Here is a 22,958-nt window from a genome sequence, read left to right on the forward strand (position 1 = left end):
GTTGTCACCAAGCGAAATACCAGAAAGCCCCTAAGAAATATTTACGAGGCAACGGGCATTGCTTGGCCGGCAGCGGGATTGACGAGCTCATGGTACAATTTCAGGACATCGCGTGCCATGACGGCCGAAGAAAACACCGCCTTCACCGCCTCGGGCTTCGGCATCGTCCTGGCGTGCCAGTCGGGCGTGCTCAGCGTTTCCGCCATGACGCGGGCGAGATCGTCGGAATTGCCGGGCTCCACCAGTGCTGCGCTGTCGGCGCCGAGCACCTCGGGAATGCCGCCGACACGGCTTGCGATGATCGTCTTACCGGCGCCGAGCCCCTCGAGCACGATATAGGGCATGGCTTCGGCGCGCGAGGGAACGACGAGGTTCTGCGCCATGGAGAAGGCTTCGTGGACCCGCATGGCCGGCAGCATGCCGATGCGTTTGCCAAGGCCGCGTTCGACCATCATCTCACGGTAGCGGTCGCGATCCGGCCCGTCGCCAATCATCAGCGCCGACAGCGGCCTGCCGAGCAGCCGTTCGGTCTTGGCGAAGGCATCGACAAACAGATCGGGACCCTTGAGGTCCCGGAGCATTCCGACATAGATGAAATGCACGGCATCCGAGCGAGTCGGGATCGGCTCGAAATCGCGCTCGCCGATGCCGTTGTAGATCAGTCTCGTCTTCGTCCTTGGCCGTCCGACCTTGCGCGCATAGGTGTCGCGCTCATATTCGCAGATGAAGACCAGCGCATCGGTGAAATATTCCTGCAGGCGCTCCATCCGGAGGACGAACTGTCCGCTGAGCGAGGAGCGCGAATAATGCAGGCTTCCGCCATGCGCGGTATAGAGGCGGGCTACGCGATACCTGTTCACCCGCAACACTGAGCCGGCAAGTCGCGCGAGCACGCCGCCTTTGGCGCCGTGTCCGTGCAGCACATCCGGCCGCAAACTTTTGATTTTCTTGTATGTATCCCACATCGTCGCAATATCGGACGGGCTGATCGAGCGCCGGATCGGCACGCGCGTCAGGCCGAGCGAGAGATAGGGACGGATATCGTCGAACAGGCTGTCCTCGTACTCGCCGCCGGTCGAGCTGTCGCAGAGGATGCCGATTTCATGGCCGGCCTTGCTGTGCTCTTCGACGAGATCGCGGACATGGCGGAAAATTCCGCCGATCGGCGACCTGAAGCAATGGAGGATGCGGAGCGGCTGCTGTTTTGCCATCGTTCAGAAAAGCCGTTCGCGAACGTAGATCGTGTCACCCGCGATGATCGGCCCCGATATGTTGATGCGGCCGGTCAGCACCTGTCCGTTGATCTTGCGGGTGACGTCGACCATGCGCTGGTTGGCGCGGCTGGTGAAGCCGCCGGCAACCGCGATGGCATTTTGCACCGTCATGCCGGGAACATAGGCGTACTGGCCGGGCTGGCCGACTTCACCCATGATGAAGACCGAACGGTAGCGATCGACATCGATGGTGACGTCGGGATCGCGAAGATAACCCTGTTGCAGTTTCTGGGCGATCTGTCCCGAGAGCTGCTGCAGGGTTCGACCGCGGGCAGGGACCTGACCGATGAGCGGGAAGGCGACATAGCCGGCCTGGTCCACCGTATAGGTATTGGTCAGGCTCTGCTGGTCGAAGACGGTAATGCGCAGCCGATCGCCGCTGTCCAGCGTATAGGGCTGGATCGTGGCCTCGTTGAAGGCCTTCGGCGCAGGCCTGTATGTCGTGCAGCCGCTCAGTGCTGCCGTCATGGCTGCAAGGCTCAGGGCCAAAAGAATCTTGGGCTGGACGACAGACATCCGCTTGTGCTCACAAAAATGAACTCGGTGCAGTCGTTATCGATCCGTTAGGGTTAATGCCCGGTAAAGGGCGCTCGCAATTTCCCGGTATCCTTCATCGATCATCGCTCATTTCTCGGCGAGATCGCCATTAACCGTTGAGTTACCACGATCGTTTACGCTTGCGGCACCTTTGTTGTGGAGTAAGAGCATGTCCGGCGTAGCTCGTGATCAGGATGTGGACATCGACCTCGGCCAGTTGGTCCGTGCAGTCTGGGCGCGCCGTCTGCGGATTTTGGCAATCACCCTCGTGGGGGCGGGCGTCGCCTTTGCCGGCGCCAAGATCATGTCGCCGCAATATCGTAGCGAAACGCGCATCCTCATCGAACCCCGTGCGCCGGCCTTTGCCAGCACGCAGCAGGCCAATGACGCCAGCGCCGGTCCGCTGATGGATGAACTGAACATCGCCAGCCAGGTGCAGCTTCTACAATCGGCCGATCTCCTCAAGAAGGTCATCAACGATCTGAAGCTTTATAACCTGCCGGAATTCGACGATGCCGCCAGCGGCTCGGCCATGAGCAGTATCCTGGTGAAGCTGCACCTGAAGAAGAACCCACTGGAAAATCCGCCGGAAGAGCGCGTCATCGACGCCTTCGTCGAACGCCTGCAGGTCTATCAGGTGCCGGGTTCACGCGTCATCGGCATCACTTTCACCTCCAAGGATCCGAAGCTCGCCGCCGCCATCCCGAATGCCATGGCGAATGTCTATCTTTCGACCCAGAGCAGCGCCAAGCTCGATTCCAATTCCGAGGCGACCCGCTGGCTGGAGCCGGAGATCGAAGGTCTGCGCCAGAAGGTCAGCGAAGCCGAGAGGAAGGTCGCCGAATACCGCACGTCGCACGGGCTGCTGCAGACGAACGGCACGACCACTTTTCCGGCCCAGCAATTGAACGATATCTCCGCCGAGCTGACCCGCGTGCGGGGCGACAAGGCCAATGCCGAGGCGAGGGCGCAGGCGGTGCGCAATGCACTGTCTTCGGGCGAAGCCTCCGATACGCTGCCCGACATCATGTCCTCCCAGGCGATCCAGCGGCTGAAGGGGACGGAATCCGGCCTGCAGTCGCAGATCTCCGATCTGCAGACTAGCCTTCTCAATAATCATCCGCGGCTGAAAAGCCTGCGCGCCCAGCTCTCCGACATCCGTAGCCAGATTCGCCAGGAGACGCAGAAGATCCTGGCGAGCATCGAGAACGAGTCGAAGGTTGCGGATCTGAGGGCGAGCGAACTCGAGCGCCAGTCCGACACGGTCCAGGCCAACAGCGCCCGCGCCGGTGAGGACGAGGTCGGTCTCAATGCGCTAGAGCGCGAGGCGAACGCCCAGCGCCAACTGCTCGAAACCTATCTGGTGCGCTACCGCGAGGCCGCCTCCCGCGCCGACAGCAATTCGAGCCCGGCTGATGCCCGGATCGTTTCGAGGGCCGTCGAGCCGGTCGATCCTTATTTCCCGAAGGTGGTGCCGATCGTCGTCGTCGCTGCCGTCGCGACGCTGATCATGAGCGCCATCGTCATCATGCTGGCCGAGCTCTTCAGCGGCCGGGCTCTCCGCCCGACAGATGCCTCCCCGGAAACAATAGAGGCAGAAGCAGTCGTCGAGGAGAAACATGTGCCGCAGGCCGCTCCGATCGCCGCCGCCGCCGGAAAACCCGTTCAGCCGAGCATGCTCGCCGTCGTCGCGGACGAAGAGGATACAATCGAGGACGTGAAGGTTGCCGAGGAGGTGCCAGAGGACGAGCCGGAGGATGACAATGAATTCTCCGTCGCCTCAGTTGCGGATTATCTCACCGGCAGCCGCGCGCCGCTGGCAATCGCCATATCGCCGACTGGCGATAATGGTTCGGCGGCGACGGTTTCGCTGACCCGCATGCTCGCCGATGCCGGCCACCGCGTCATCCTGATCGATATGACCGGCTCCGGCTACCCCACGGAATTGATGGTCGAGGACCCGGCCGTCCTCGGTGTCACCGATCTGCTTTGCGGCGAGGCCGCCTTCGGCGACACGATCCACGGCGACCGCCTCTCCGATGCGCATCTCATTCCCCAAGGCCAGAGCGACGTGCGCCGCGCCATGCGCGGTGTCGACCGACTGTCGTTGCTGCTCGATGCACTCGCCGCCGCCTACGATCTTGTGGTGGTCGAATGCGGTTCGGCCGATGTCGCCGGCGTCTCGCGGCTGACGCGCAGCCGGGACGTCGAGATCATTCTCTCGCTGCCTGAGGTCGAGGAGACCATTTTCGTTGCTCTGATGACGGAATTCCAGGCTGCCGGCTATGAGCGCGTCGTGCTGATGTCGGGCGGCGAAGGGGCCGAGCAGGCACTCGGCCGGGCCGCCTAGTTTTTTGACGATCAGCCGATCCGTGCCCGGATGCCCTGGGCGAATTTATAGAGCTTCGGGCGCGCCTTGATGTGCGCCTTGCCGCGGGTGACGAGCCGGTGTGCGGCGCCGGCGACGACGCCGAACGGCGATACCGGCAGCACCACGTCGTAATGCGCGGTCTCGACCGGCGCCCAGGAACGCTTGTAGGTCTGGTCGCCAAGGCCAAAATCGAACAGCGCTACACCCTTGCCATGCAATCCCGAGATGGTCTGCCAATAGAGGAATTCGCCGGGGCTCGTATCCGGCACGAGCTCTTCATCGATTGCGCCGAACTGGCAGATGATATGGTCGCCCTTGCGCGAAATCCCTGAAATCGCGGCGATCTTACCCTCATGCTCTCCTTTGAGCCGGAGCATATGCATCTGCAGCCCGAAGTACTGCCTGGTGTCGTCCTGCTTGTCGATGAGACCGTGCAGGAAGGTCTGCGTTTCCCTGTCGGCAAAGACGTCGGGCAGGCCGAGGCTGGCGAAGCGGGCGCTTTTCAGGCGGAGGAAGATATCGAGCAGGCCGTGCTGTTCTGCCGATGTCTCGGGAATAACGTATTCGAAGCCGCCGGCCGCCTCGAAACGCTTCGACTGAACACGGAATTTCTTGCGCCGGTTCTTGGCGTTGAGCTGCTTCAGTGTGTCCTCGAAAGCGGGAAGGAACGGCAGCTGATAGGCGTGATTCTGGTTCTGCACCATCGGCAGCCCGGCGAGCGGGCTCTCTCGCCCGCGCCATTCCAGCGGAATGTTCTGCAGCAGCAGCAAATCGGCGCGGCCCTTCAGCGCATGCCGGAGCTGGCCGGCGAACTCATGGGGGTCGATGGTCCTGCCGGCTTCGGCAAAGCTCTCTGCGAATAGGCCGGTATTGATATTGCTGTGATCGGCGGCAATGAATCTCGCCGTCCTGAGCCCGCGGGACTTGACGATCTCGACCGGCAGAATGAAGGCGGTCTGACCCGCATGAGCGCCTTTGAGGATCGCAAGCGGCCGCTGGAAGGCGCTCACCCAGGCGGCGCACCAGTCGTAGCTCTGATGCAGGGACTGGAGGTTGTCGCGCTCCAGCGCCCGCCAGTCATCCTCCAGCGGCTGCATCGCGTCGAAGACTTCGGTGTCGAGTTGGGCCATGGCGAGTTTCATGCTCAGCTGGCGCAGGCGCGAAATGGCCGTATCGGCCAGCGCCGCTTCGTCGGACGGCTGTTCATGGACATCGAGCTGTTGCGTCTGCACGGTTTTCTCCGGTCAAGAATGCTGAACGGGAAGGTAGGTATGCCAGACGTATATTTGGTTTAACCGCAGGCGATGGGCGAGGTTTTCCGCAGATCACGGTTATTCGGCCGTTAATGGCCCTAAAGCATATCGCGCAAAAGTGTGCCGCGGTTTTGCGACAACGACATGCGTAAAAACAAAGACCTAAAGCGCGACAAGCGAATCTGAAAGATCGCGACGCGCTTTAGCGCTGCGGTGGTCCGGCCATCCATTTGATGATCACCATCGCCGGCAATACCCAGAGCAAGCCGGTGAGCAGGAAATAGAGCAGATGTCCCCACCAGGGCGCGTTGCCGAGCGTTGCCACCGCGATCGTATTGGCCACCAGCGCATAGACGACCACGAGCACGATGATAAGGATCGTGCCGATGAATTTGCGGAGGCGGACGGGCATCGGTTATCTCTCGGCATAGAGGGGACGAACCGGCGCGACGGCATGCCGCAAAGGTTCGGGGCTTGTTTTGCATGAGCCGGTGGGGCAAATCAACTGCCGGATAGAAGGAGACATCATGGCCGTCGCAAACCCGACCACGGAACAGGCGATCCTGAGCGAAATGCGCAAGCAGAATCGCGACCGCCGCGCCTTGCGCTTCTGGCTCGGCTTCGTGCTTTTGGCGCTCTTCTGTCTCGTGCTCGTCGGCGGCGCCACGCGGCTGACCAATTCCGGCCTGTCGATCACAGAGTGGAAGCCGATCCACGGAGTCATCCCGCCCCTGTCGGCCGCCGAATGGGAGGAGGAATTCCGCCTCTACCAGCGCATTCCTGAATTTCAGCAGCTGAACAGTTCCATGACCGTCGATGAGTTCAAGGGCATCTTCTGGTGGGAATGGGCGCACCGGCTGATCGCGCGTGCCATCGGCGTGATCTTCGCGCTGCCGCTCATCTATTTCTGGCTGACGGGGCGGATCGAGAAGCGTCTGCGCTGGCCGCTCGTCGGCATCCTGGCGCTCGGCGGCCTGCAGGGTTTTATTGGTTGGTGGATGGTGTCCTCGGGCCTTTCCGTCCGCACCGACGTCAGCCAGTACAGGCTGGCGACCCATCTCGTCATGGCCTGCCTGATCTTTGCCGGCTGCATGTGGATCATGCGCGGTCTCTCCAGACATTCCAACGATCCGGCGCCGACAAGAAGCTCGCGCGGTTTTGCCGCCGCGATCGCCATTTTTTCACTTTTCCAAATCTATCTCGGCGCGCTGGTGGCGGGGCTCGACGCCGGTTTCTCCTACAATACCTGGCCGCTGATGGACGGCGCCGTCATCCCTTCCGATCTGCTGATCCAGCAGCCCTTCTGGATCAATGCCTTCGAGAACCCGAAGACGGTGCAGTTCATTCACCGGATCGGCGCCTATACGCTCTTCGCATTGACGCTGATCAACATGGTGATCGCTCTGCGCGCAGCGCCAAGGACCACCCATGCACGCCGCGCGATACTGCTTTTCGTGCTGGTGACGCTGCAAGCGGCAATCGGCATCGCGACGCTGCTGATGCAGGTGCCGCTTGACTGGGGCCTGCTGCATCAGGCCGGCGCGCTTGTGGTTTTCGGCTTCGCCGTCGCCAACTGGCGCGGCTTTTACGGCGAATATCCGCACGGGACGATGATCGCCGAGCGCGATTGAGGCGAGTGGCCTTAACGTGGCGTCGGCGTGCCTGCGATTTCCTGTGCAGCCGCTCGAAGACGGTGGATTGAGGGCCGTGGGTGGGCTGTAGGCGTTCGAGAAGCCCTAGATGAAGAACGGGCGACGAAGCGCATGCCGACAAGCACTGAGATCATGCGGTCCTCTCGAAGCCGACTCAGCGCACGGATGTAAATCGTTCACGACAAACGGGCAATTTGCTGACTTAAACGTGTAATATTGCGTCGGTATATGCAATTGGGTAGGTTCGGTGAACGACGACAGCGTGGAGGGGGCGGTGTCTAATAATTATGCCGGAATGCGCAGAGCGTTGGAGGGGCAACCGAAGGGAACGATCGAGCGTTGCGCGCAGCGCCTTCTCGACATTCGCAAGACGCTAGCACCATTACGCACCCAGAAGAAAGACAGCTCGCTGCTGCTGGCGACCTGGAACATCCGCGATTTCGATTCAAATAAATTTGGCTTTGGTCCTCGCCTTCCGGAGACCTTTTATTATATCGCGGAGATGATCGCCTGCTTCGATCTGGTGGCGATCCAAGAGGTCAACCGCGACCTTTCGGCCCTGGAAAAGGTGATGAAGATCCTCGGCCGAGAGTGGGATTATATCGCAACGGATACGACAGCGGGCTCCGGCGGCAATTCCGAGCGTATGGCCTTCATCTACAACACTGAGAAGGTCTGGTTCCGCAAGATCGCCGGCGAAGTCGTGCTGCCGGAAGGTCATCTCGTTGTTTCCAGCAAAAAGGTGAAGGCGCCGAAAGGCCAGCCTGATGTCGAGCCGAAGACTGTCGAGATGGAGCAGCAATTCGCCCGTAGTCCGTTTCTCGTGGCATTTCAGTCCGGCTGGTTCCGTTTCAGCCTCTGCACGGTGCATATCTACTACGGTGCGGATTCGGGCGAGCAGTTGAAACGGCGTATCGGGGAGATCAAGCAGCTCGTCGAATTTTTAGCCGACCGGCAGGATCAAGCCAGCAGTCAGGAACTCGACCTCAGCGGCGCTGTTGAAAACTATATCCTGCTTGGCGATTTCAACGTCGTCAGCCCCGAACATGAGACAATGAAAGCCCTGAAGAGCCACGGCTTCGTGGTTCCGGCCGAGATCGACGGCAAGAAGGTGCGCAAGCTAGGCGACCATTTCTACGACCAGATCGCCGTACGCGTGAAGGACAAGCGCTTCAAGGTGATTACCGGCGGGCTGATCGACCTTTATGCCGACGTCTTCCGCTCCACCGACGAGGACAGGGGGCTCTATGCTGGATTCCTTCCGAAGAGCGATCCAGAAGCTGATCCGAAATTCAAGGCAAAGACGCCTGAGTCGCTCTACGAGAAATGGCGGACATGGCAGATGTCGGATCATGCCCCGCTATGGCTGGAGATCGATACCGATTTCACCGAGAGCTATCTTCAGGCGATTGCGGCCGGCGGGCAACTCGGACCGAAGCCGGCCTAACGCAGCACGCTGTCGAGCAGCGGCATGCCGATGATTGCGGCGGCGGCGATCAGGACATAGCAGGCGATGCGAAAGGTTCTTTCCTTAGCAAGCCCGAACAGTTTCGAGCCGCCGTAGAGCCCGACCACATAACTCGGCAGGATGACGACGGTGAGCGCAAAGACGGCAGGCACGAACAGTCCGCCGACATAATAGCTGATGGCGCTGAAGACCGACGAGATCGAGAAGTAGAGCACGACATTCGCCCTGACGCGGGTGAAGTCGCTCTTGCCGCCGAGCCAGTAGGCGACGACCGGCGGCCCGCCGAGCTGTGCGGCGCCGCTGAAAAGCCCGGCGATCAGCCCGACTCCGCTGGTGAGCGGTGCGGACGCCTCCCCGTGATAGCGCCATCCCGATACCAGCAGCGCAAGCAGGCAGATGGCGATGATCGTGATGCTCCAGCGCAAAAGCATCGGGTCGAGCAGCGCCAGCATCGCCGTGCCGGCCGGGACGCCGAGCGCGGCACCCGCAGCCATGACGAAAACCTCGCGTCGGTTGGCGCCGCGCCAGGCCGGCGGGATCATCCCGAGTGTGGCAATGCCGTCAATGACGAGCAGGATCGGTGAAATCAGCTTCGGCCCGACGATCGCGCCGCCGAGCGGAATGAAGATCAATGCGGCGCCGAAACCCGAAAAGCCGCGGGCAAGCCCGGCGATGAAGGCAAACGCCATCAGCGCATAGATGCCATGATCGGGCAAGGCTGCGGCAAACCATGCGCCGACGCCAGCGATAAGCGCATCCAGCGTCATGACATCGGCTCCGTGATTCGGGATGGGCAGCGAGGAAGGATCCGGTTTCATAGCCCAATCGTCATCGATGATCGAGCGCGAAAGCGATGCTGCGGCCGCCGATGCAAGCGGCCGCGGAAAGATCATGATGAAGACATCGATACAAAGCTCGAACGGCATCGACGCTGATGCCGTCGTCTGCGCCTTACGAGGCGAGCATCAGGTCCATATTCTGGACGGCAGCGCCCGACGCCCCCTTGCCGAGATTGTCGAGCAGCGCCACCAAATTGACCTGCGAAGCGCCTGGTGTGCCGAAGACGAAGAGCTTCATCGTGTCCTTGCCTTCGAGCTCGATGGCATTGACGCGGGGCAGGGCCTTGCTTTCGGCCAACGGCACGACACTGACGATATCCTGGCCGGCATAATGGGCGACGAGTGCGGCATGGATGCTCTCCATCGTCGTACCCTCGGCGAGATCGTCGAGATGCAGCGGCACCTGCACGATCATGCCTTGAGCAAACTTGCCGACGGACGGCGAGAAGATCGGCGCGCGGTCGAGCAGGCCGTGCACGGTCATCTCGGGCACGTGTTTGTGGGTGAGCGGCAGGCCGTAGAGGAAATGCGGCGCGGTGATCGCGTCCAGGTGATCCGGGTTTTCCATTTGGGCGATCATCTGCTTGCCGCCGCCGGTATAGCCGGAGACCGCGTTCACTGTAATCGGATAGCCGTCCGGCAGAATGCCGGCGGCGCGCAGCGGCCGGATGAGGCCGATCGCTCCGGTAGGATAGCAGCCGGGATTGGCGACGAAACGGGCGGCAGCGATCTTGTCGGCCTGCTGCTTATCCATTTCGGCAAAACCATAGGCCCAGCCGGGATTGACGCGGAAGGCGGTCGAGGTGTCGATGACGCGCACATTGTTGTTGGCCGAAACCATCTGAACCGCTTCCTTCGACGCATCGTCGGGCAGGCAGAGAATGGCGATGTCGGCGCCGTTCAGCATGTCCTCGCGCATGGCGGCGTTGCGCCGTTCGGCTTCGGGTATGGACAGAAGTTCGACATCGCGGCGGCCGGCCATGCGCGTGCGGATCTGCAGACCCGTCGTGCCGTGTTCGCCGTCGATGAAGATTTTCGGTGCCATGTTAAACCTGCGCTTTCAATGGGTTCTGAAGGTTTCCGGATTCAGTTTGAGGATGATAAGTCAGCCTTGTGACACGGCGATGGCGCGGCGCTCGGCATGAAGCCCCAGCATATACATCGCCACCGTTGCCCCCGCAATGGCGGTGATATCGGCATGATCATAGGGCGGCGATACCTCGACGACGTCGGCGCCGCGGATATCGAGCTGGTGCAGACGCTGCAGCACCGAGAGGATCTTGGCGCTCGATGGCCCGCCTGAAACCGGCGTGCCGGTGCCCGGCGCAAAAGCCGGATCGAGGCAATCGATATCGAAGGTGAGATAGGCCGGCGCCCCGCGCGTATGGGAGATGATCGCCGAGGCGATATCGCTGGCGCTCATCTCCTCGACCTGATGACCGTATAGAATATTGACGCCGCAATCCTCAGGCGCATGGGTGCGGATGCCGATCTGAATGGAGCGGTCGGGATCGATGATGCCTTCGCGGGCGGCCCGCGCCACGAAAGAACCGTGGTCGATGCGCCGTTCCTCGTCGAACCAGGTGTCCTGATGCGCGTCGAACTGCACGAGCGCCAGCGGCCCATGTTTTGCCACATGGGCTTTCAGCAGCGGCCAGGTGACGTAGTGATCGCCGCCAAGCGTCAGCAGGAAGGCGCCGCTGTCGAGGATGACATTCGCCTGGCGTTCGATGGCGGCCGGCGTGTCCTGATGATTGCCATAGTCGAGCAGGCAATCACCGTAGTCGATCACGGCCATTTCGGCGAAGAGTTCACGGTTGAAGGGATATTGCGCATCGTTGTCGAAGATCGCCGAAGCGCGCCGGATCGCCTGCGGCCCGAAGCGTGTGCCCGGCCTGTTCGATGTCGCAGCATCGAAGGGAATGCCCCAGACGGCGACGTCGACGCCGGCGAGCTCCTTGGTGAAGCGGCGGCGCATGAAGGACAGCGCGCCGGCAAAGGTCGGATCGCTGGCAGCGGAGGTGAGGCTGGTCGCCGTAAAGGCGTGGTCAATCGATCTGTTCGCCAAGGGGGCTCCTTTTTTCGGTCGTGAAAGGTCAAGGCGTCGACAACGCGTAGGCGACCGAGCCGCGAATTACAAGCGATCGGCGATGGAGTGGCGGGCAAAAGCACGTCGCGGTGCTGCGCCTTGGTAATGATGTGCGCGAGCGAAGAAAGAGAAACGCGGACCTGCAAAACAAAAAGGCCGGGTTGCCCCGGCCTTCGTAAATTCCGCCTGTCCGAAGCGATTAACGCTTGGAGAACTGGAACGAGCGGCGGGCCTTTGCCTTGCCGTACTTCTTGCGTTCGACGACGCGGCTGTCGCGGGTCAGGAAGCCGCCCTTCTTCAGCACCGCGCGCAGGCCCGGTTCGAAGTAGGTGAGCGCCTTGGACACGCCGTGGCGAACGGCGCCGGCCTGGCCGGAGAGGCCGCCGCCGGCAACGGTTGCGACGATGTCGAACTGGCCGTCACGGGCAGCCGCAACGATCGGCTGGCGCAGGATCATCTGCAGCACCGGACGTGCGAAATATTCCGCGAATTCCTTGCCGTTGACGGTGATCTTGCCGGAGCCCGGCTTGACCCAGACACGGGCGACAGCGTTCTTGCGCTTGCCGGTCGCGTAGGAGCGGCCGAGCGAATCGACCTTGCGGACGTGGGCCGGAGCAGCAGCTTCGGAAACCGTGCCGAGATCCTTCAGGGAGGAGAGGTCAGCCATATCAGGCGCTCCTTACGTTCTTTTTGTTGAGCACGGCAACGTCGAGGGCGACCGGCTGCTGGGCTTCATGGGGATGGTTGGAGCCGGCGTAAACGCGCAGGTTCTTCATCTGGCGACGGCCGAGCGGGCCACGCGGAACCATACGTTCGACGGCCTTTTCGAGGACGCGCTCCGGGAAGCGGCCTTCGATGATCTGGCGTGCGCTGCGTTCCTTGATACCGCCGGCATAACCGGTGTGCCAGTAGTAGACCTTGTCGGAATACTTCTTGCCGGTGAAAACGACCTTTTCGGCATTGATGACGATGACGTTGTCGCCGTCGTCAACGTGAGGCGTGAAGGTTGCCTTGTGCTTGCCGCGCAGGCGCATAGCGATGATGGAAGCGAGACGGCCAACGACCAGCCCTTCGGCGTCGATGATCACCCACTTCTTCTCCACCTCTGCAGGCTTCTGGGAGAAGGTTGCCATAGTGAATACTCTCTTTTGGGACCCTTGGCCCGAGGGCTTGAAGGGCGTTTCTTGTTGCTTGGATTGGCAGGCTTTAGGCATTGCCAAAAAGAAAGCAGCCCGGACAGGCTGCGTTCTGACGCGGTGTATAAAGGGAATGTGACATCGGGTCAATATCAACGTCCCGAAGGTTTTGAAAAATTGCCAAGTAAAAACAAATACTTATAGATGAGGTATTATGGTACCTCATATTTCTGCGGTCGCGAACTGCTGCGCCTGACGTTTTTCACGTCGTCTCTGCCGGTTTGAAATCGCATACGACGGTCGAAAGCAGCTCTCAGCCTTTGAACGCGCGCAGGCATTTCATCATTTCGCGAAGGCCGCGTGTCAGATGTTTGTCCCGGCGCAGAACCATGCCGAGGCGGCGCGTGAGCCGCGGGTTCAGCGATGAAGTCGCAACGAGGCCGGCGCGGTCGCGCTTCAGCGCCAGCCCCGGCAGGATCGACCAGCCGAGCCCCACGGCCACCAGCTCCTTGATCGCCTCGATGCTGCCGAACTCCATCGCAGGCCGGATTCTGGTATCCGGCGCAGCCAGCCACGCGTCGATCGCCCGCCTGGTATTGCCGCCCTCATAAAGCAGCAGCGTCCTGTCGCGCATGAAGGCGGCGTCCGGTCCGTTTTCGGGCATCAGGCTGCCCGCAGGAGCGACGGCTAGCAATTCCTCCTCATAGAACGGTTCGATCTCGAAGTTGCGTCCCGATGCCGGCAGGGCGACGACGGCGATATCGAGGCTGTTGGCTTCCAGATCACGCAGAATGTCGTCAGCGTCGCCGATGCGGACGGTGATTTCGAGGCCGGGCATGGATTTTCTGGCGACGGCGATGGCGCGAGGAAGCAGATGGATCGACGCCGTGCCGCCGCTGCCGATGCGCACGCGGCCGCTGGCGCCATCTCTATACGGCATCATCGCTTCTTCCGCGGCAGCCGATTCCTGAAGCAGCCGCCTTGCATGCACGAGCAGGTCGAGGCCTGCAACGGTCGGCTGCGCCCGCCGCCCGACACGCTCGATCAGCCGGACGCCGAGCCGCTGTTCGAGCCCCTTCACCTGCAGGCTGACGGCCGGTTGCGTCAGGCCTTCCTTGTCGGCCGCAGCCGTAAAGCTTCCGAGATCGGCGACGTTGACGAAGGCGGCAAGCTGATCGAGGTGGAGAGGCATACAAAAGAAATCCTTATGTGTATCATAATATCCATAAGCTTCTTTCGCGGCACCTTCCAGCGCATCTTTCATCCGTTGAAGAAAGGAAGAAGAGATGGCCGTGGAATTAAGCGGGATCGTTGACACACATCGCGATATCGTTCGGTCGAGACTTCACGGCATGGCGCGCTGGAGCCTGCGGCTGCTGATGATGATCGAACATTACCTCGAAAAGCGCCGCAGCCGCCGCACGCTTTTAGAACTCACCGACGACGAGCTTTGCGATGTCGGTCTGACCCGTGCGCAGGCAAGGGCAGAAACATCGAAGTCCTGGTTCTGGTCCTGACGGCAACGGTCTCTGCGGGAGTGCGGATCCTGCTCGAAATTTCCGGCGCTTTGTGGCAAAACGTCTGCCTGGAATCGAGCGCAGGGAGCAGCATCATGGCCGAAATCGTATCTTTCCGGAAGGACGCCGCCGGAGCGAAAGAGGGCGGTCTGCTGACCCGCTCGCTGCGCGACGGCGTGCTGCGGCTCGTGCTCAACAACCCACCGGCCAATGTGCTTTCGATCGCGCTTCTCGAAGCGCTGATGCAAGAACTCGAGACGGCCGGGGCGGAGCCGGATGCGCGCGTCGTCGTCATCGCCTCGACCGGCAATGTCTTTTCCGCCGGACATGATCTGAAAGAGCTGACGGCCCATCGCGCCGATGAAGATCAGGGTGCCGGTTTCTTCGAAAAGACCTTCCGGCTCTGCGCCGATCTGATGCTGAAGATCGCGCATCTGCCGAAGGCCGTCATTGCCGAGATCGATGGGCTGGCGACGGCTGCAGGCTGCCAGCTCGTTGCTTCCTGCGATCTGGCGATCTGCACGGACAGTTCGACATTCTGTACGCCGGGCGTCAACATCGGCCTGTTCTGTTCAACGCCGATGGTGGCCGTTTCCCGTGCCGCGCACCGCAAACAGGCGATGGAGATGCTGCTGACCGGCGAGACAATCGACGCCTCGACCGCCAAGGATTTCGGCCTCGTCAACCGTATCGTGCCGAAGCAATATCTGGCGCAGGTGGTTTCCAAATATGCGGCTGTGATCGCCAGCAAGTCGCCGTTGACGCTGAAGATCGGCAAGGAAGCCTTCAACCGGCAGCTCGAACTGCCGGTGGAGGCGGCATATGATTATACCGCCAGGGTGATGGTCGAGAACATGCTGACTAAGGATGCGCAGGAAGGGATCGGCGCGTTCCTTGGCAAGCTCAAGGCCGAATGGACAGGTGAGTGATCACGCCAGTTTCAGAAGCAGCCCGCCGATCGCGATGACGACGCCGGCGACATAGCGCCAGATGCTGGCTTTTTCCTTGAAGACGGTGATCGAGATCACCAGCGCAAAGAGGATCGCGGTTTCGCGCAGGGCTGCGACAGTCGCGACCGGGGCTTTCGTCATCGCCCAGAGCGCCAGCCCGTAGGACGCGATCGAGCCGGCGCCGCCGATAAGGCCGCGCCACCAGTTGCGGCGAACGTGACGCACTACTGCGAAAGCGCCGCGCTGGGACGCTGCCCAGGAAAACAGCAGCACCGGCGGCAGCAGCGACATCCACAATGTGTAGGAAACCGCATTGCCGGAGATGCGCGCGCCGATTCCGTCGACATAGGTGTAGCTGGCGATGACGCAGGCATTGACAAGCGAGAGGATAACGGCGCGGCTGCTGCCACGCCGCGCCTCCAGGGCGAGCGTCAGCACGCCGGCCGAGATCGTCATCGTGCCGGCAAGGGCGCCGCCGGAAAGATTTTCCTTCAGGATGAAGCCGCTCGTCGCGGCGATCAGGAGCGGTGCGCAGCCACGCATCAGCGGATAGACGAGGCCGATATCGCCGGCCCGGTAGGCGGCGGCAACCAGCTGAAAATAGGCAAACTGCAGGATGGCAGAAGCGCCGATGAACGGCCAGGCCGAGGCGTGCGGCAACGGCAGGAATGGCAGGAACGGCAGTGCCGAAACCGCGCCGCCGGCCGAGATCAGCGCCGCATCGAGGGACTTATCGCTCCCCGCCTTGATGATGGCGTTCCATGTCGCGTGCAGCAGTGCACCGAAGAGAACGAGGAGGATAACGTCGAGAGGCAAGGGAGTAATCCGGAAGGGATGAGGCGAAGCGGAACACGCCTCGCCCTGGGTATTTCAAATTCCCGAAAAGACAACTGGGATTTGCACGAAATTGCAAGGCAGGGGTCGCTTATGCGTTCATATGTCGAATGGCATCCTTTCAGTATGTTAACAATGGCGGCCCGTTGGAGCAATTTTTACGTGCGCGCGACATGCGTTCAATCCATACGATCCTTTCAACTATGAGATGTTTCTAATGGATGCGAGAACAAAGCGCGGCACTATCGCGAACAAAAAGAGAAATCAGCTTCCGGAATTCGAGAGCTGATTATTCTATGCTTCTGAAATATAGATATTATTCTATAGCTTTGACATAGGGGAAAACTAAAGCTTCTGATTGTGCAATCTTCAGGAAATCGCAGCGCGGAATTGAGCCCAAACCTTTCGCAAGCGCGAAAGACGTACAGTTTCGGCGGCGGTCACGACGGCGAAAACATCAAAGCTGATGATGCGGAACGAAGAGCATCCCGTCAAGGTTGTCAATGCTCTGGCAGTTCAGCACCTGGCAGTGCGGATTGTCTTTTGAGGGGATATGCGTCCATTCCGCATAATCGGTCGCGTCGCAATAATTGCTATTGCGGACATAGCGATCGTAAAGCGGCAAGCCACGGGGAGACTGGTAGCGGAAGATGACGGCGCCTTGATTGTGGATGGCGGCGCGCACGCTGGCACAGCTCATGTGAGCGGATTGTAGCGCGAGATCGCCAGCGCCGGCGATGCGGCGAGCACGAGCATGAGGGCAAGAGCGATTTTTTCATCGAATCATCCTCAAGGAGTATCCAATTCATATATACGGGAAAGACACGCAGCCGGTTTCACGGAAACGCAAAAAAACATGCCGGCTGTGCCGAAGGGAGTGGAGAAGCGGATATGAACCACGACGTCTACACGGATGATTACCTCGCCGGCATCCTGCATTCGGTAAAGACCATCGCGCTGACCGGCGCTTCGCCCAATCCGGCCCGGCCGAGCAATGGCGTCATGGGCTATCTGCTGTCGCGCGGCTACGAGGTCATTCCTGTCAATCCGGGGCAGGCGGGCAAACAGATCCAGGGCCGCACCGTTTATGCCCGGCTCGCCGATATTCCGGTGCCGATCGACATGGTCGACGTATTTCGCGCCTCCGAATATCTGGATGGGGTCGTTGAGGAGGCGCTGGCGCTGAGGCCGCTGCCGAAAATCATCTGGTCTCAACTTGGTGTGCGCGACGATGCGGCTGCGGCAAAGGCGGAGGCCGCCGGCATCCAGGTGGTGATGAACCGCTGCCCGGCGATCGAGTATCCTCGTCTTATTGCCTGAGTTGCGGTCCGCTGAGACGGATTTTCCACCGAACGCCCATGGGTTGAAATGGATCGCGATTAACTTTCGCAAGCGACCGGCTATGATCCTGCCCGTCAGCAACAACTGGAGGACGACATGGCCAAGAACGATCCGGGATTCAACACGTTGGCGATCCATGCCGGTGCGCAGCCCGACCCGGCGACGGGCGCGCGGGTAACACCGATCTACCAGACGACCGCTTTCGTCTTCAATGATTCCGATCATGCTGCCGCCCTCTTCGGTCTGCAGGCCTTCGGCAACATCTATACCCGCATCATGAACCCGACGCAGGCCGTGCTCGAGGAGCGCGTCGCAGCGCTCGAGGGCGGCACGGCGGCCCTTGCCGTCGCCTCCGGCCATGCGGCGCAGATGGTCGTCTTCCACACCATCATGCGCCCCGGCGAGAATTTCATCGCCGCCAACAGGCTCTATGGCGGCTCGATCAACCAGTTCGGCCATGCCTTCGAGAATTTCGGCTGGCAGGTGCGCTGGGCCGACACCGCCGATCCGGCAAGCTTCGAAAGCCAGATCGACGACAAGACGCGCGGCATCTTCATCGAAAGCCTGGCCAATCCCGGCGGCACCTTCGTCGATATCGCCGCCATTGCCGACGTCGCGCATCGCCACGGCCTGCCGCTGATCGTCGACAATACGATGGCAACACCCTATTTCATCCGTCCGATCGAGCACGGCGCCGACATCGTCGTGCATTCGCTGACCAAGTTTCTCGGCGGCCACGGCAATTCCATGGGTGGCCTCATCGTCGACGGCGGCACCTTCGACTGGTCGAAATCCGGCAATTACCCGATGCTGTCGAGCCCGCGGCCGGAATATAACGGCATGGTGTTGCACGCGACTTTCGGCAATTTCGCCTTTGCGATCGCTGCCCGTGTGCTCGGCCTGCGCGATCTCGGGCCGGCGATCTCGCCCTTCAATGCTTTCCTGATCCTGACAGGCATCGAGACGCTGCCGCTCAGGATGCAGCGCCACAGCGACAATGCGATCGCCGTCGCGAAATGGCTGAAGGCGCACAGCAAGATCGCCTGGGTGAATTATGCCGGCCTCGACGACGACCCGAACCACACCCTGCAGCAGCGTTACTCGCCGAAGGGCGCCGGCTCCGTCTTCACCTTCGGCGTCAAGGGCGGCTATGAGGCGGGCAAGACGCTGGTCGAGGGGCTGGAGCTCTTCTCTCATCTTGCCAATATCGGGGACACCCGTTCGCTCGTCATCCATCCGGCCTCGACGACACACCGGCAGTTGACCGACGAGCAAAGGATCGCCGCCGGCGCAGGCCCTGACGTGGTGCGCCTTTCCGTCGGCATCGAGGACGTCAAGGACATCATCGCCGATCTTGAACAGGCGCTCTCGAAGATCTGAGATCAGAGGGATCTACAGCGACCATGACAAATTTCATCACCTTCGAAATCGACGGCGTCCAACCGGAATTCGGCGCCCCCGAAGCCGATCGGATTATCTCCGGCGATCCGCATTTTCGCACCTGGAATCTGGAGGAGGCCGAAGGCGCCCTCTATTCCGGCATCTGGGAGGCGACACCGGGCAAGTGGCGGATCGTTTACGAGGAATGGGAATATTTCAGCCTGCTGGCCGGCCATTCGATCGTCACGGAGGACGGCGGTGAGCCGGTTCATCTGAAGGCGGGCGACCGGATGATCCTCAGGCCCGGCTTCAAGGGAACGTGGGAAGTCGTTGAAACGACTCGCAAGGATTATGTGATCAAGGTTTGAGCGGGCGCGAACGAAGCCGAGCCTGTCCCGTTTTCGGCTTCACCTTTGTCGTCACTTTCACGGCGATGATCCGCGACGGCAAGCAGGCAACGACGGTGTTCGTGACCCGTTGTCCCGGATTGAAATGCTTTTAACCAATCCCATTAATCGTGCCTACATCGACAAATGCTAAACCTTATCTGCAGCGCATTGCGGACATGATGTCTCCTGCCGTCCCACAGACATGGCCTTGCAATTTAATCTTTGCGGAATTTGCATGTCGTCGAATCTTGCAGGTAGGTACGTTCGGACCCAGACGTCTTCCATCATCGCGACAACGGTCTTCTTCCTTGTCGTCGCCCTCGTACTGACCGGCCTGATGGCACATGTCGTCGTCACGATGACCCGGTCGGCCAACGAGATCGACGATGCCAGGGCCAGTCGCGCCGCCCGCGCGGCGGTCGCAGCCTTTGTGGCTCGCTTGAGCGGGACAACGACGGACAATGCCATATGGGACGATGCCTATAGTGCTGTCTCATCTCCGGCCGCCGCGGATTGGGCCTATGAGAATTGGGGGAAAACCAGCGAGGATTACGCGCTCTATGACGGCGCGATCGTAACCGGCCCTGACCGGTCTTCGATCGTCTCGGCCTATGCCAAAGGCAAGCCCTTCCAGCCGGGCACTTTTTTTGGCGACGTCTTTTATCAGCAGATCAATGCGGCAGCGGCTCCGGCGAGGGCGCCGGTGGTCAATTTCATCAAGACCGAAAGCGGTATAGCCCTGATCGCCTCGCAGGCGATCCAGCCTTTCGAGGACGCCCCCAAGCTTCCGAAGTTCAGTGTGCTGAGTTTCTACAAGGAGTTTACGTCGGAGGTTATCGATACGCTTTCGAATGACCACGAACTCGAGGGGTTGAGCCTCGAGACGACGCCCAAGCCGGAATCCCTGAACACGCCGATCACCGACATAAATGGAGCCGTCATCGGCTATCTCGTCTGGCCCAGCAAAGCGCCGGGAAGTGCCGTGTTTCATCAGGTCTACCCCTATGTCGCAGCCGCTATCGTTATCCTCGCGCTGTTCCTGATCGGCGTTCTGCTGGTTGGCGCATCCGAGGCGCGGCGCCTGCGTCAACTGGCGCAAGTAGCGCTTTTCGAAGCCGACCATGATAGCCTGAGCGGCCTGTTGAACAGACATGGGCTTCTCAACTTGCTGGAAGAGCTGGAAAATTCGGCCTCTTCGCCACATCGGCTTTATCTGGTCGACCTTGATGGCTTCAAGGCCGTCAACGATGCCTGGGGGCATGCGGTGGGGGACGATTTGATCCGGCTGGTCTCGAAGGCGCTGACGGCCTGCCACCCTGAAATCATTGCCGTGGCGCGGCTGGGGGGCGACGAATTTGCGCTGGTGCACGTCGGTTCTGCCACATGCGGAGAGATGGAAAAGACGATTCTGGCGCTGTTTGCCGAACCCTTCAAAATCGACGGACGAACGATCGAAGTTGGCGCAAGCATCGGAGCCGCTGCTGGCGACGGCGACGTCCCACCCTTGGAGCTTCTCCGCAGAGCGGACATGGCTCTCTACCGTGCCAAGGCAAATGGCAGAGGCCAGGCAATCGAATACGACCCCGACCTGGACCGGGAGCGCCAACGGATCGCCGAACTGGAAGGCCTGTTGAAGAACGCTATCAGCAGTGGTGCAATCGAAGCCGTTTTCCAACCTCTCGTCTCTGCTTCGACCGGCGCTGTGACTGGTCTTGAAGCACTGGCGCGCTGGCGAACTGCAACCGGAAACATCAGCCCGGAGATTTTCATCCCTCTTGCCGAGAGGTGCGGCCTCATCGATGCGCTCGGCGTTCATATGCTGAGAACATCGATCGAGCATGCCAAGAGCTGGCCCGATCTGGCATTGTCGGTGAACGTTTCACCAATCCAGCTCTGCAATCCGGAGTTTGCCGCCGAAGTGATCTCTGTCCTGCAGGAGCTCGATTTCAATCCCAACCGCCTGACATTGGAGATCACCGAAGGCGTTCTGATGACAAATCCGGACCAGGCCCGGCGGTCGATAGACCAGCTGAAGCATGTCGGCATAAAGTTCGCGCTCGACGACTTTGGCTGCGGCTACGCAAGCATTGGCGCATTGCGGCAGTTCGGGTTTGATCGCATGAAGATCGACCGATCGCTTGTGTCCGCTCTCGACGAAGGCGCAAATGGCGCTGATGTTCTCCGGGCGACCATCTCGCTCGCGACCGCGCTACGAATTCCCGTTACCGCGGAAGGTATCGAGACTGCTCGCCAGGCGGCGATCTTGCGCGACGCCGGCTGCGATCAGCTTCAAGGATATCTGATTGGAAAACCTATGTCGGCATACGACATATCAAGCAGGCTGGAAGAAGAGTCAGCCGCATGATGCCGCAAAGATCGTGGCATAGGCTCGGTATTGACGGATCGTGACCGGCGGCGACCGTATTTTCCATTGGATAGTTTTCGGCTGTGGCCGGCTTTTTCTGGCGGCTCTGCTCGCCGCCGCGATTTCCATGGTTGGGGGCGCGGCGGTCGCCTTCCGGACCTTCGGCTTCGGTTTCCTCTACGGGTACAGAATGGGATCCGGTCGCGCAGCGGCGCGATCGAACTGCTCGCCGGCATTCCAGACATTCCCCAGCTCAGAGAAACGGATCACCACTGCAGATCCAGTCGGTCCAGCCCGTGGAAATGATAGACATCCTTGACCACCGGCGTCTTCGCCAACTTCAGGCCGGCAAGCCGCTTGAACAGGATCGGCAGCACGACGTTTAGCTCCAGCCGCGCCAGCGGCGCGCCGATGCAGAAATGGATGCCGGCGCCGAAGGAGAGGTTTGCCGCCTCGTTACGGTCCGGCTTGAAGGTGAGGGGATCGGTGAATTTCGCCGGGTCGAGATTGGCGGCGGCGAGGATGAGGCTGACCTTGTCGCCGCGCTTGAAGGAGACGCCGTCGATTTCTGCAGGCTCCAGGGCCCAGCGCTGGAAGATGTGGACCGGCGCGCAGATGCGCAGGGTTTCCTCGACGGTGCGCTCCGTCGTCGCCTCGTCCCGGAAGAGTTCCGCCGGATCGCAGCCGCTGTCGAGGATGGTGCGCACGGAGTTGCCGATCTGGTGCACGGTCGCCTCATGCCCGGCATTGAGCAGCACGATCGTCGTCGAGACGAGCTCCTCCTCGGTCAGATACTGGCCCTTGTGCTCGGTATGGATCATGTGGGTCAGCAGGTCGTCGCGTGGTTCGGCGCGGCGCTCTGCGATGACCGTCTTGACGTAGTCGGAAAATTCCTTGGCCGCCCGTTCGGCCTCTTCCTCCTGCTCGCGCGTACGGCCGAACATGTACATACGGACATAGGCGTGCGACCAGTTAAGCAGCTGCGGCCCCATCTCCTCGGGAATGCCGATCATCCGGGCGATCATCGTCACCGGGATGATGTCGGCAAAGGCCGAGAGCAGCTCGACCTCACGCTTCTCCGCGAAGCCGTCGATCAGCCGGTTGGCGAGTTCGGCAAGCTCCGGTTTCATCTTCTCGACATGGCGGGAGACGAAGGCGCGGTTGACGAGCGTGCGCAGCCGCGTGTGCTCCGGCGGTTCGAGTTCGAGCAGGGAATAACGTTCCGAGAGATCGAAACTGGCAAGATGCGGCATCGGCTCCGCAAGTCCAAGCTCCTCGCGGCTGGCGATATGCAGGATCTGCCGGCCGAAGCGCCGGTCGCGCAGCAGGCCGTTCACATGGTCGTAGCCCGTGAAGAACCACTGCTTCTGCTCGCTCCAATAGAAGGTCGGGCAATGGGCATGAAGTGCGGCATAGACGGCATTCGGATTGCCGTAAAAGGCCGGGTTGCGGCCGTCCAGCGAGACATGACGGTTGGCGCGGTCGATCGAGAGAAAGGATGGGATCATCATGCCCCGAGCCTTATCGGATTTGCCGGACCTCGGAAAGATGTGGGGGCAGGGA

Annotated in this window: 21 protein-coding genes and 1 pseudogene; 9 read left to right on the forward strand and 13 right to left on the reverse strand. The window is 60.9% G+C overall.

Features of this window, described 5'->3' with window-relative positions:
* Positions 1 to 41: 41 nt before the first annotated feature.
* Together RlegSU303_RS06910 and RlegSU303_RS06915 are read right to left on the reverse strand one after the other, a co-directional pair.
* A complete protein-coding gene (locus tag RlegSU303_RS06910; RefSeq protein ID WP_025394066.1) occupies positions 42 to 1,211 on the reverse strand; it encodes a glycosyltransferase family 4 protein in 1,170 nt (389 codons plus the stop codon).
* A gap of 3 nt (positions 1,212 to 1,214) precedes the next feature.
* The gene (locus RlegSU303_RS06915) at positions 1,215 to 1,790 is read right to left on the reverse strand and encodes a polysaccharide biosynthesis/export family protein (RefSeq protein ID WP_017959905.1); all 576 of its coding nucleotides are present in this window, start codon (positions 1,788 to 1,790) and stop codon (positions 1,215 to 1,217) included.
* A 190-nt stretch (positions 1,791 to 1,980) separates the two neighbouring features.
* Between RlegSU303_RS06915 and RlegSU303_RS06920 the strand changes: the two genes are divergently transcribed.
* Entirely contained in the window at positions 1,981 to 4,161 is a 2,181-nt protein-coding gene (locus RlegSU303_RS06920; RefSeq protein WP_168279926.1) for a GumC family protein, read from the forward strand.
* A gap of 11 nt (positions 4,162 to 4,172) precedes the next feature.
* On the opposite strand, the gene RlegSU303_RS06925 is transcribed toward RlegSU303_RS06920, so the two are convergent.
* Positions 4,173 to 5,414, reverse strand: coding sequence for a GNAT family N-acetyltransferase (locus RlegSU303_RS06925; RefSeq protein ID WP_168279925.1), 1,242 nt, complete (start codon positions 5,412 to 5,414; stop codon positions 4,173 to 4,175).
* A gap of 223 nt (positions 5,415 to 5,637) precedes the next feature.
* Positions 5,638 to 5,847, reverse strand: a complete 210-nt coding sequence (locus RlegSU303_RS06930; RefSeq protein WP_003547289.1) for a DUF2842 domain-containing protein — start codon at positions 5,845 to 5,847, stop codon at positions 5,638 to 5,640.
* A 115-nt stretch (positions 5,848 to 5,962) separates the two neighbouring features.
* On the opposite strand from RlegSU303_RS06930, the gene RlegSU303_RS06935 reads away from it, so the two are divergent.
* Both RlegSU303_RS06935 and RlegSU303_RS06940 read left to right on the forward strand, forming a co-directional pair.
* Positions 5,963 to 7,066 (forward strand): COX15/CtaA family protein, encoded by a 1,104-nt coding sequence (locus tag RlegSU303_RS06935; RefSeq protein ID WP_231283603.1) that lies wholly within the window; start codon positions 5,963 to 5,965, stop codon positions 7,064 to 7,066.
* Between the two features lie 295 nt (positions 7,067 to 7,361).
* Positions 7,362 to 8,534 (forward strand): endonuclease/exonuclease/phosphatase family protein, encoded by a 1,173-nt coding sequence (locus tag RlegSU303_RS06940; RefSeq protein WP_168279923.1) that lies wholly within the window; start codon positions 7,362 to 7,364, stop codon positions 8,532 to 8,534.
* Here RlegSU303_RS06940 and RlegSU303_RS06945 read toward each other — a convergent pair.
* The 6 genes from RlegSU303_RS06945 to RlegSU303_RS06970 all read right to left on the reverse strand — a co-directional run bounded on the left by RlegSU303_RS06945 (position 8,531) and on the right by RlegSU303_RS06970 (position 13,883).
* A complete protein-coding gene (locus tag RlegSU303_RS06945) occupies positions 8,531 to 9,322 on the reverse strand; it encodes a sulfite exporter TauE/SafE family protein (RefSeq protein ID WP_151518516.1) in 792 nt (263 codons plus the stop codon). The two genes, RlegSU303_RS06940 and RlegSU303_RS06945, sit on opposite strands and share 4 nt — an antisense overlap.
* Positions 9,323 to 9,506: 184 nt before the next feature.
* Positions 9,507 to 10,439 carry an N-acetyl-gamma-glutamyl-phosphate reductase gene (argC, locus tag RlegSU303_RS06950; RefSeq protein WP_131644730.1) on the reverse strand — a complete coding sequence of 311 codons (933 nt, stop codon included), beginning with the start codon at positions 10,437 to 10,439 and terminating at the stop codon, positions 9,507 to 9,509.
* 60 nt (positions 10,440 to 10,499) lie between these two features.
* Positions 10,500 to 11,462: an agmatinase gene (gene speB, locus RlegSU303_RS06955; protein ID WP_003547297.1), complete on the reverse strand. Its 963-nt coding sequence runs from the start codon at positions 11,460 to 11,462 to the stop codon at positions 10,500 to 10,502.
* A 220-nt stretch (positions 11,463 to 11,682) separates the two neighbouring features.
* Entirely contained in the window at positions 11,683 to 12,150 is a 468-nt protein-coding gene (gene rpsI, locus RlegSU303_RS06960) for a 30S ribosomal protein S9 (RefSeq protein ID WP_003558419.1), read from the reverse strand.
* 1 nt (position 12,151) lies between these two features.
* Positions 12,152 to 12,616, reverse strand: a complete 465-nt coding sequence (rplM, locus tag RlegSU303_RS06965) for a 50S ribosomal protein L13 (RefSeq protein ID WP_131644731.1) — start codon at positions 12,614 to 12,616, stop codon at positions 12,152 to 12,154.
* Positions 12,617 to 12,932: 316 nt separating this feature from the next.
* Complete coding sequence (locus RlegSU303_RS06970; RefSeq protein WP_206121193.1) at positions 12,933 to 13,883, reverse strand: LysR family transcriptional regulator; 951 nt, start codon at positions 13,881 to 13,883, stop codon at positions 12,933 to 12,935.
* 22 nt (positions 13,884 to 13,905) lie between these two features.
* On the opposite strand from RlegSU303_RS06970, the gene RlegSU303_RS06975 reads away from it, so the two are divergent.
* Together RlegSU303_RS06975 and RlegSU303_RS06980 are read left to right on the forward strand one after the other, a co-directional pair.
* Positions 13,906 to 14,136 (forward strand): DUF1127 domain-containing protein, encoded by a 231-nt coding sequence (locus RlegSU303_RS06975; protein WP_017959912.1) that lies wholly within the window; start codon positions 13,906 to 13,908, stop codon positions 14,134 to 14,136.
* Between the two features lie 95 nt (positions 14,137 to 14,231).
* Positions 14,232 to 15,065 carry an enoyl-CoA hydratase gene (locus RlegSU303_RS06980; protein WP_168279920.1) on the forward strand — a complete coding sequence of 278 codons (834 nt, stop codon included), beginning with the start codon at positions 14,232 to 14,234 and terminating at the stop codon, positions 15,063 to 15,065.
* Here the strand turns inward: RlegSU303_RS06980 and RlegSU303_RS06985 are convergent, their stop codons facing one another.
* Both RlegSU303_RS06985 and RlegSU303_RS06990 read right to left on the reverse strand, forming a co-directional pair.
* On the reverse strand, positions 15,066 to 15,902 hold the full coding sequence (locus RlegSU303_RS06985; RefSeq protein ID WP_017959914.1) for an EamA family transporter: 837 nt from the start codon (positions 15,900 to 15,902) through the stop codon (positions 15,066 to 15,068).
* A 475-nt stretch (positions 15,903 to 16,377) separates the two neighbouring features.
* Positions 16,378 to 16,676 (reverse strand): annotated as a pseudogene (locus RlegSU303_RS06990) (hypothetical protein).
* Positions 16,677 to 16,811: 135 nt separating this feature from the next.
* Between RlegSU303_RS06990 and RlegSU303_RS06995 the strand changes: the two are divergent.
* From RlegSU303_RS06995 to RlegSU303_RS07010, 4 genes are all read left to right on the forward strand, one after another.
* The gene (locus tag RlegSU303_RS06995; protein ID WP_017959916.1) at positions 16,812 to 17,240 is read left to right on the forward strand and encodes a CoA-binding protein; all 429 of its coding nucleotides are present in this window, start codon (positions 16,812 to 16,814) and stop codon (positions 17,238 to 17,240) included.
* Between the two features lie 117 nt (positions 17,241 to 17,357).
* Complete coding sequence (locus tag RlegSU303_RS07000; protein WP_131720481.1) at positions 17,358 to 18,641, forward strand: O-acetylhomoserine aminocarboxypropyltransferase; 1,284 nt, start codon at positions 17,358 to 17,360, stop codon at positions 18,639 to 18,641.
* Between the two features lie 23 nt (positions 18,642 to 18,664).
* Positions 18,665 to 19,009: a cupin domain-containing protein gene (locus RlegSU303_RS07005; RefSeq protein ID WP_231283604.1), complete on the forward strand. Its 345-nt coding sequence runs from the start codon at positions 18,665 to 18,667 to the stop codon at positions 19,007 to 19,009.
* 256 nt (positions 19,010 to 19,265) lie between these two features.
* Positions 19,266 to 21,395: a bifunctional diguanylate cyclase/phosphodiesterase gene (locus RlegSU303_RS07010; RefSeq protein ID WP_231283605.1), complete on the forward strand. Its 2,130-nt coding sequence runs from the start codon at positions 19,266 to 19,268 to the stop codon at positions 21,393 to 21,395.
* 266 nt (positions 21,396 to 21,661) lie between these two features.
* Here the strand turns inward: RlegSU303_RS07010 and RlegSU303_RS07015 are convergent, their stop codons facing one another.
* Complete coding sequence (locus RlegSU303_RS07015) at positions 21,662 to 22,906, reverse strand: cytochrome P450 (protein ID WP_168279919.1); 1,245 nt, start codon at positions 22,904 to 22,906, stop codon at positions 21,662 to 21,664.
* Positions 22,907 to 22,958: the final 52 nt, after the last annotated feature.

It is taken from the genome of Rhizobium sp. SU303 (assembly GCF_021052345.1).
Lineage (GTDB): Bacteria > Pseudomonadota > Alphaproteobacteria > Rhizobiales > Rhizobiaceae > Rhizobium > Rhizobium laguerreae.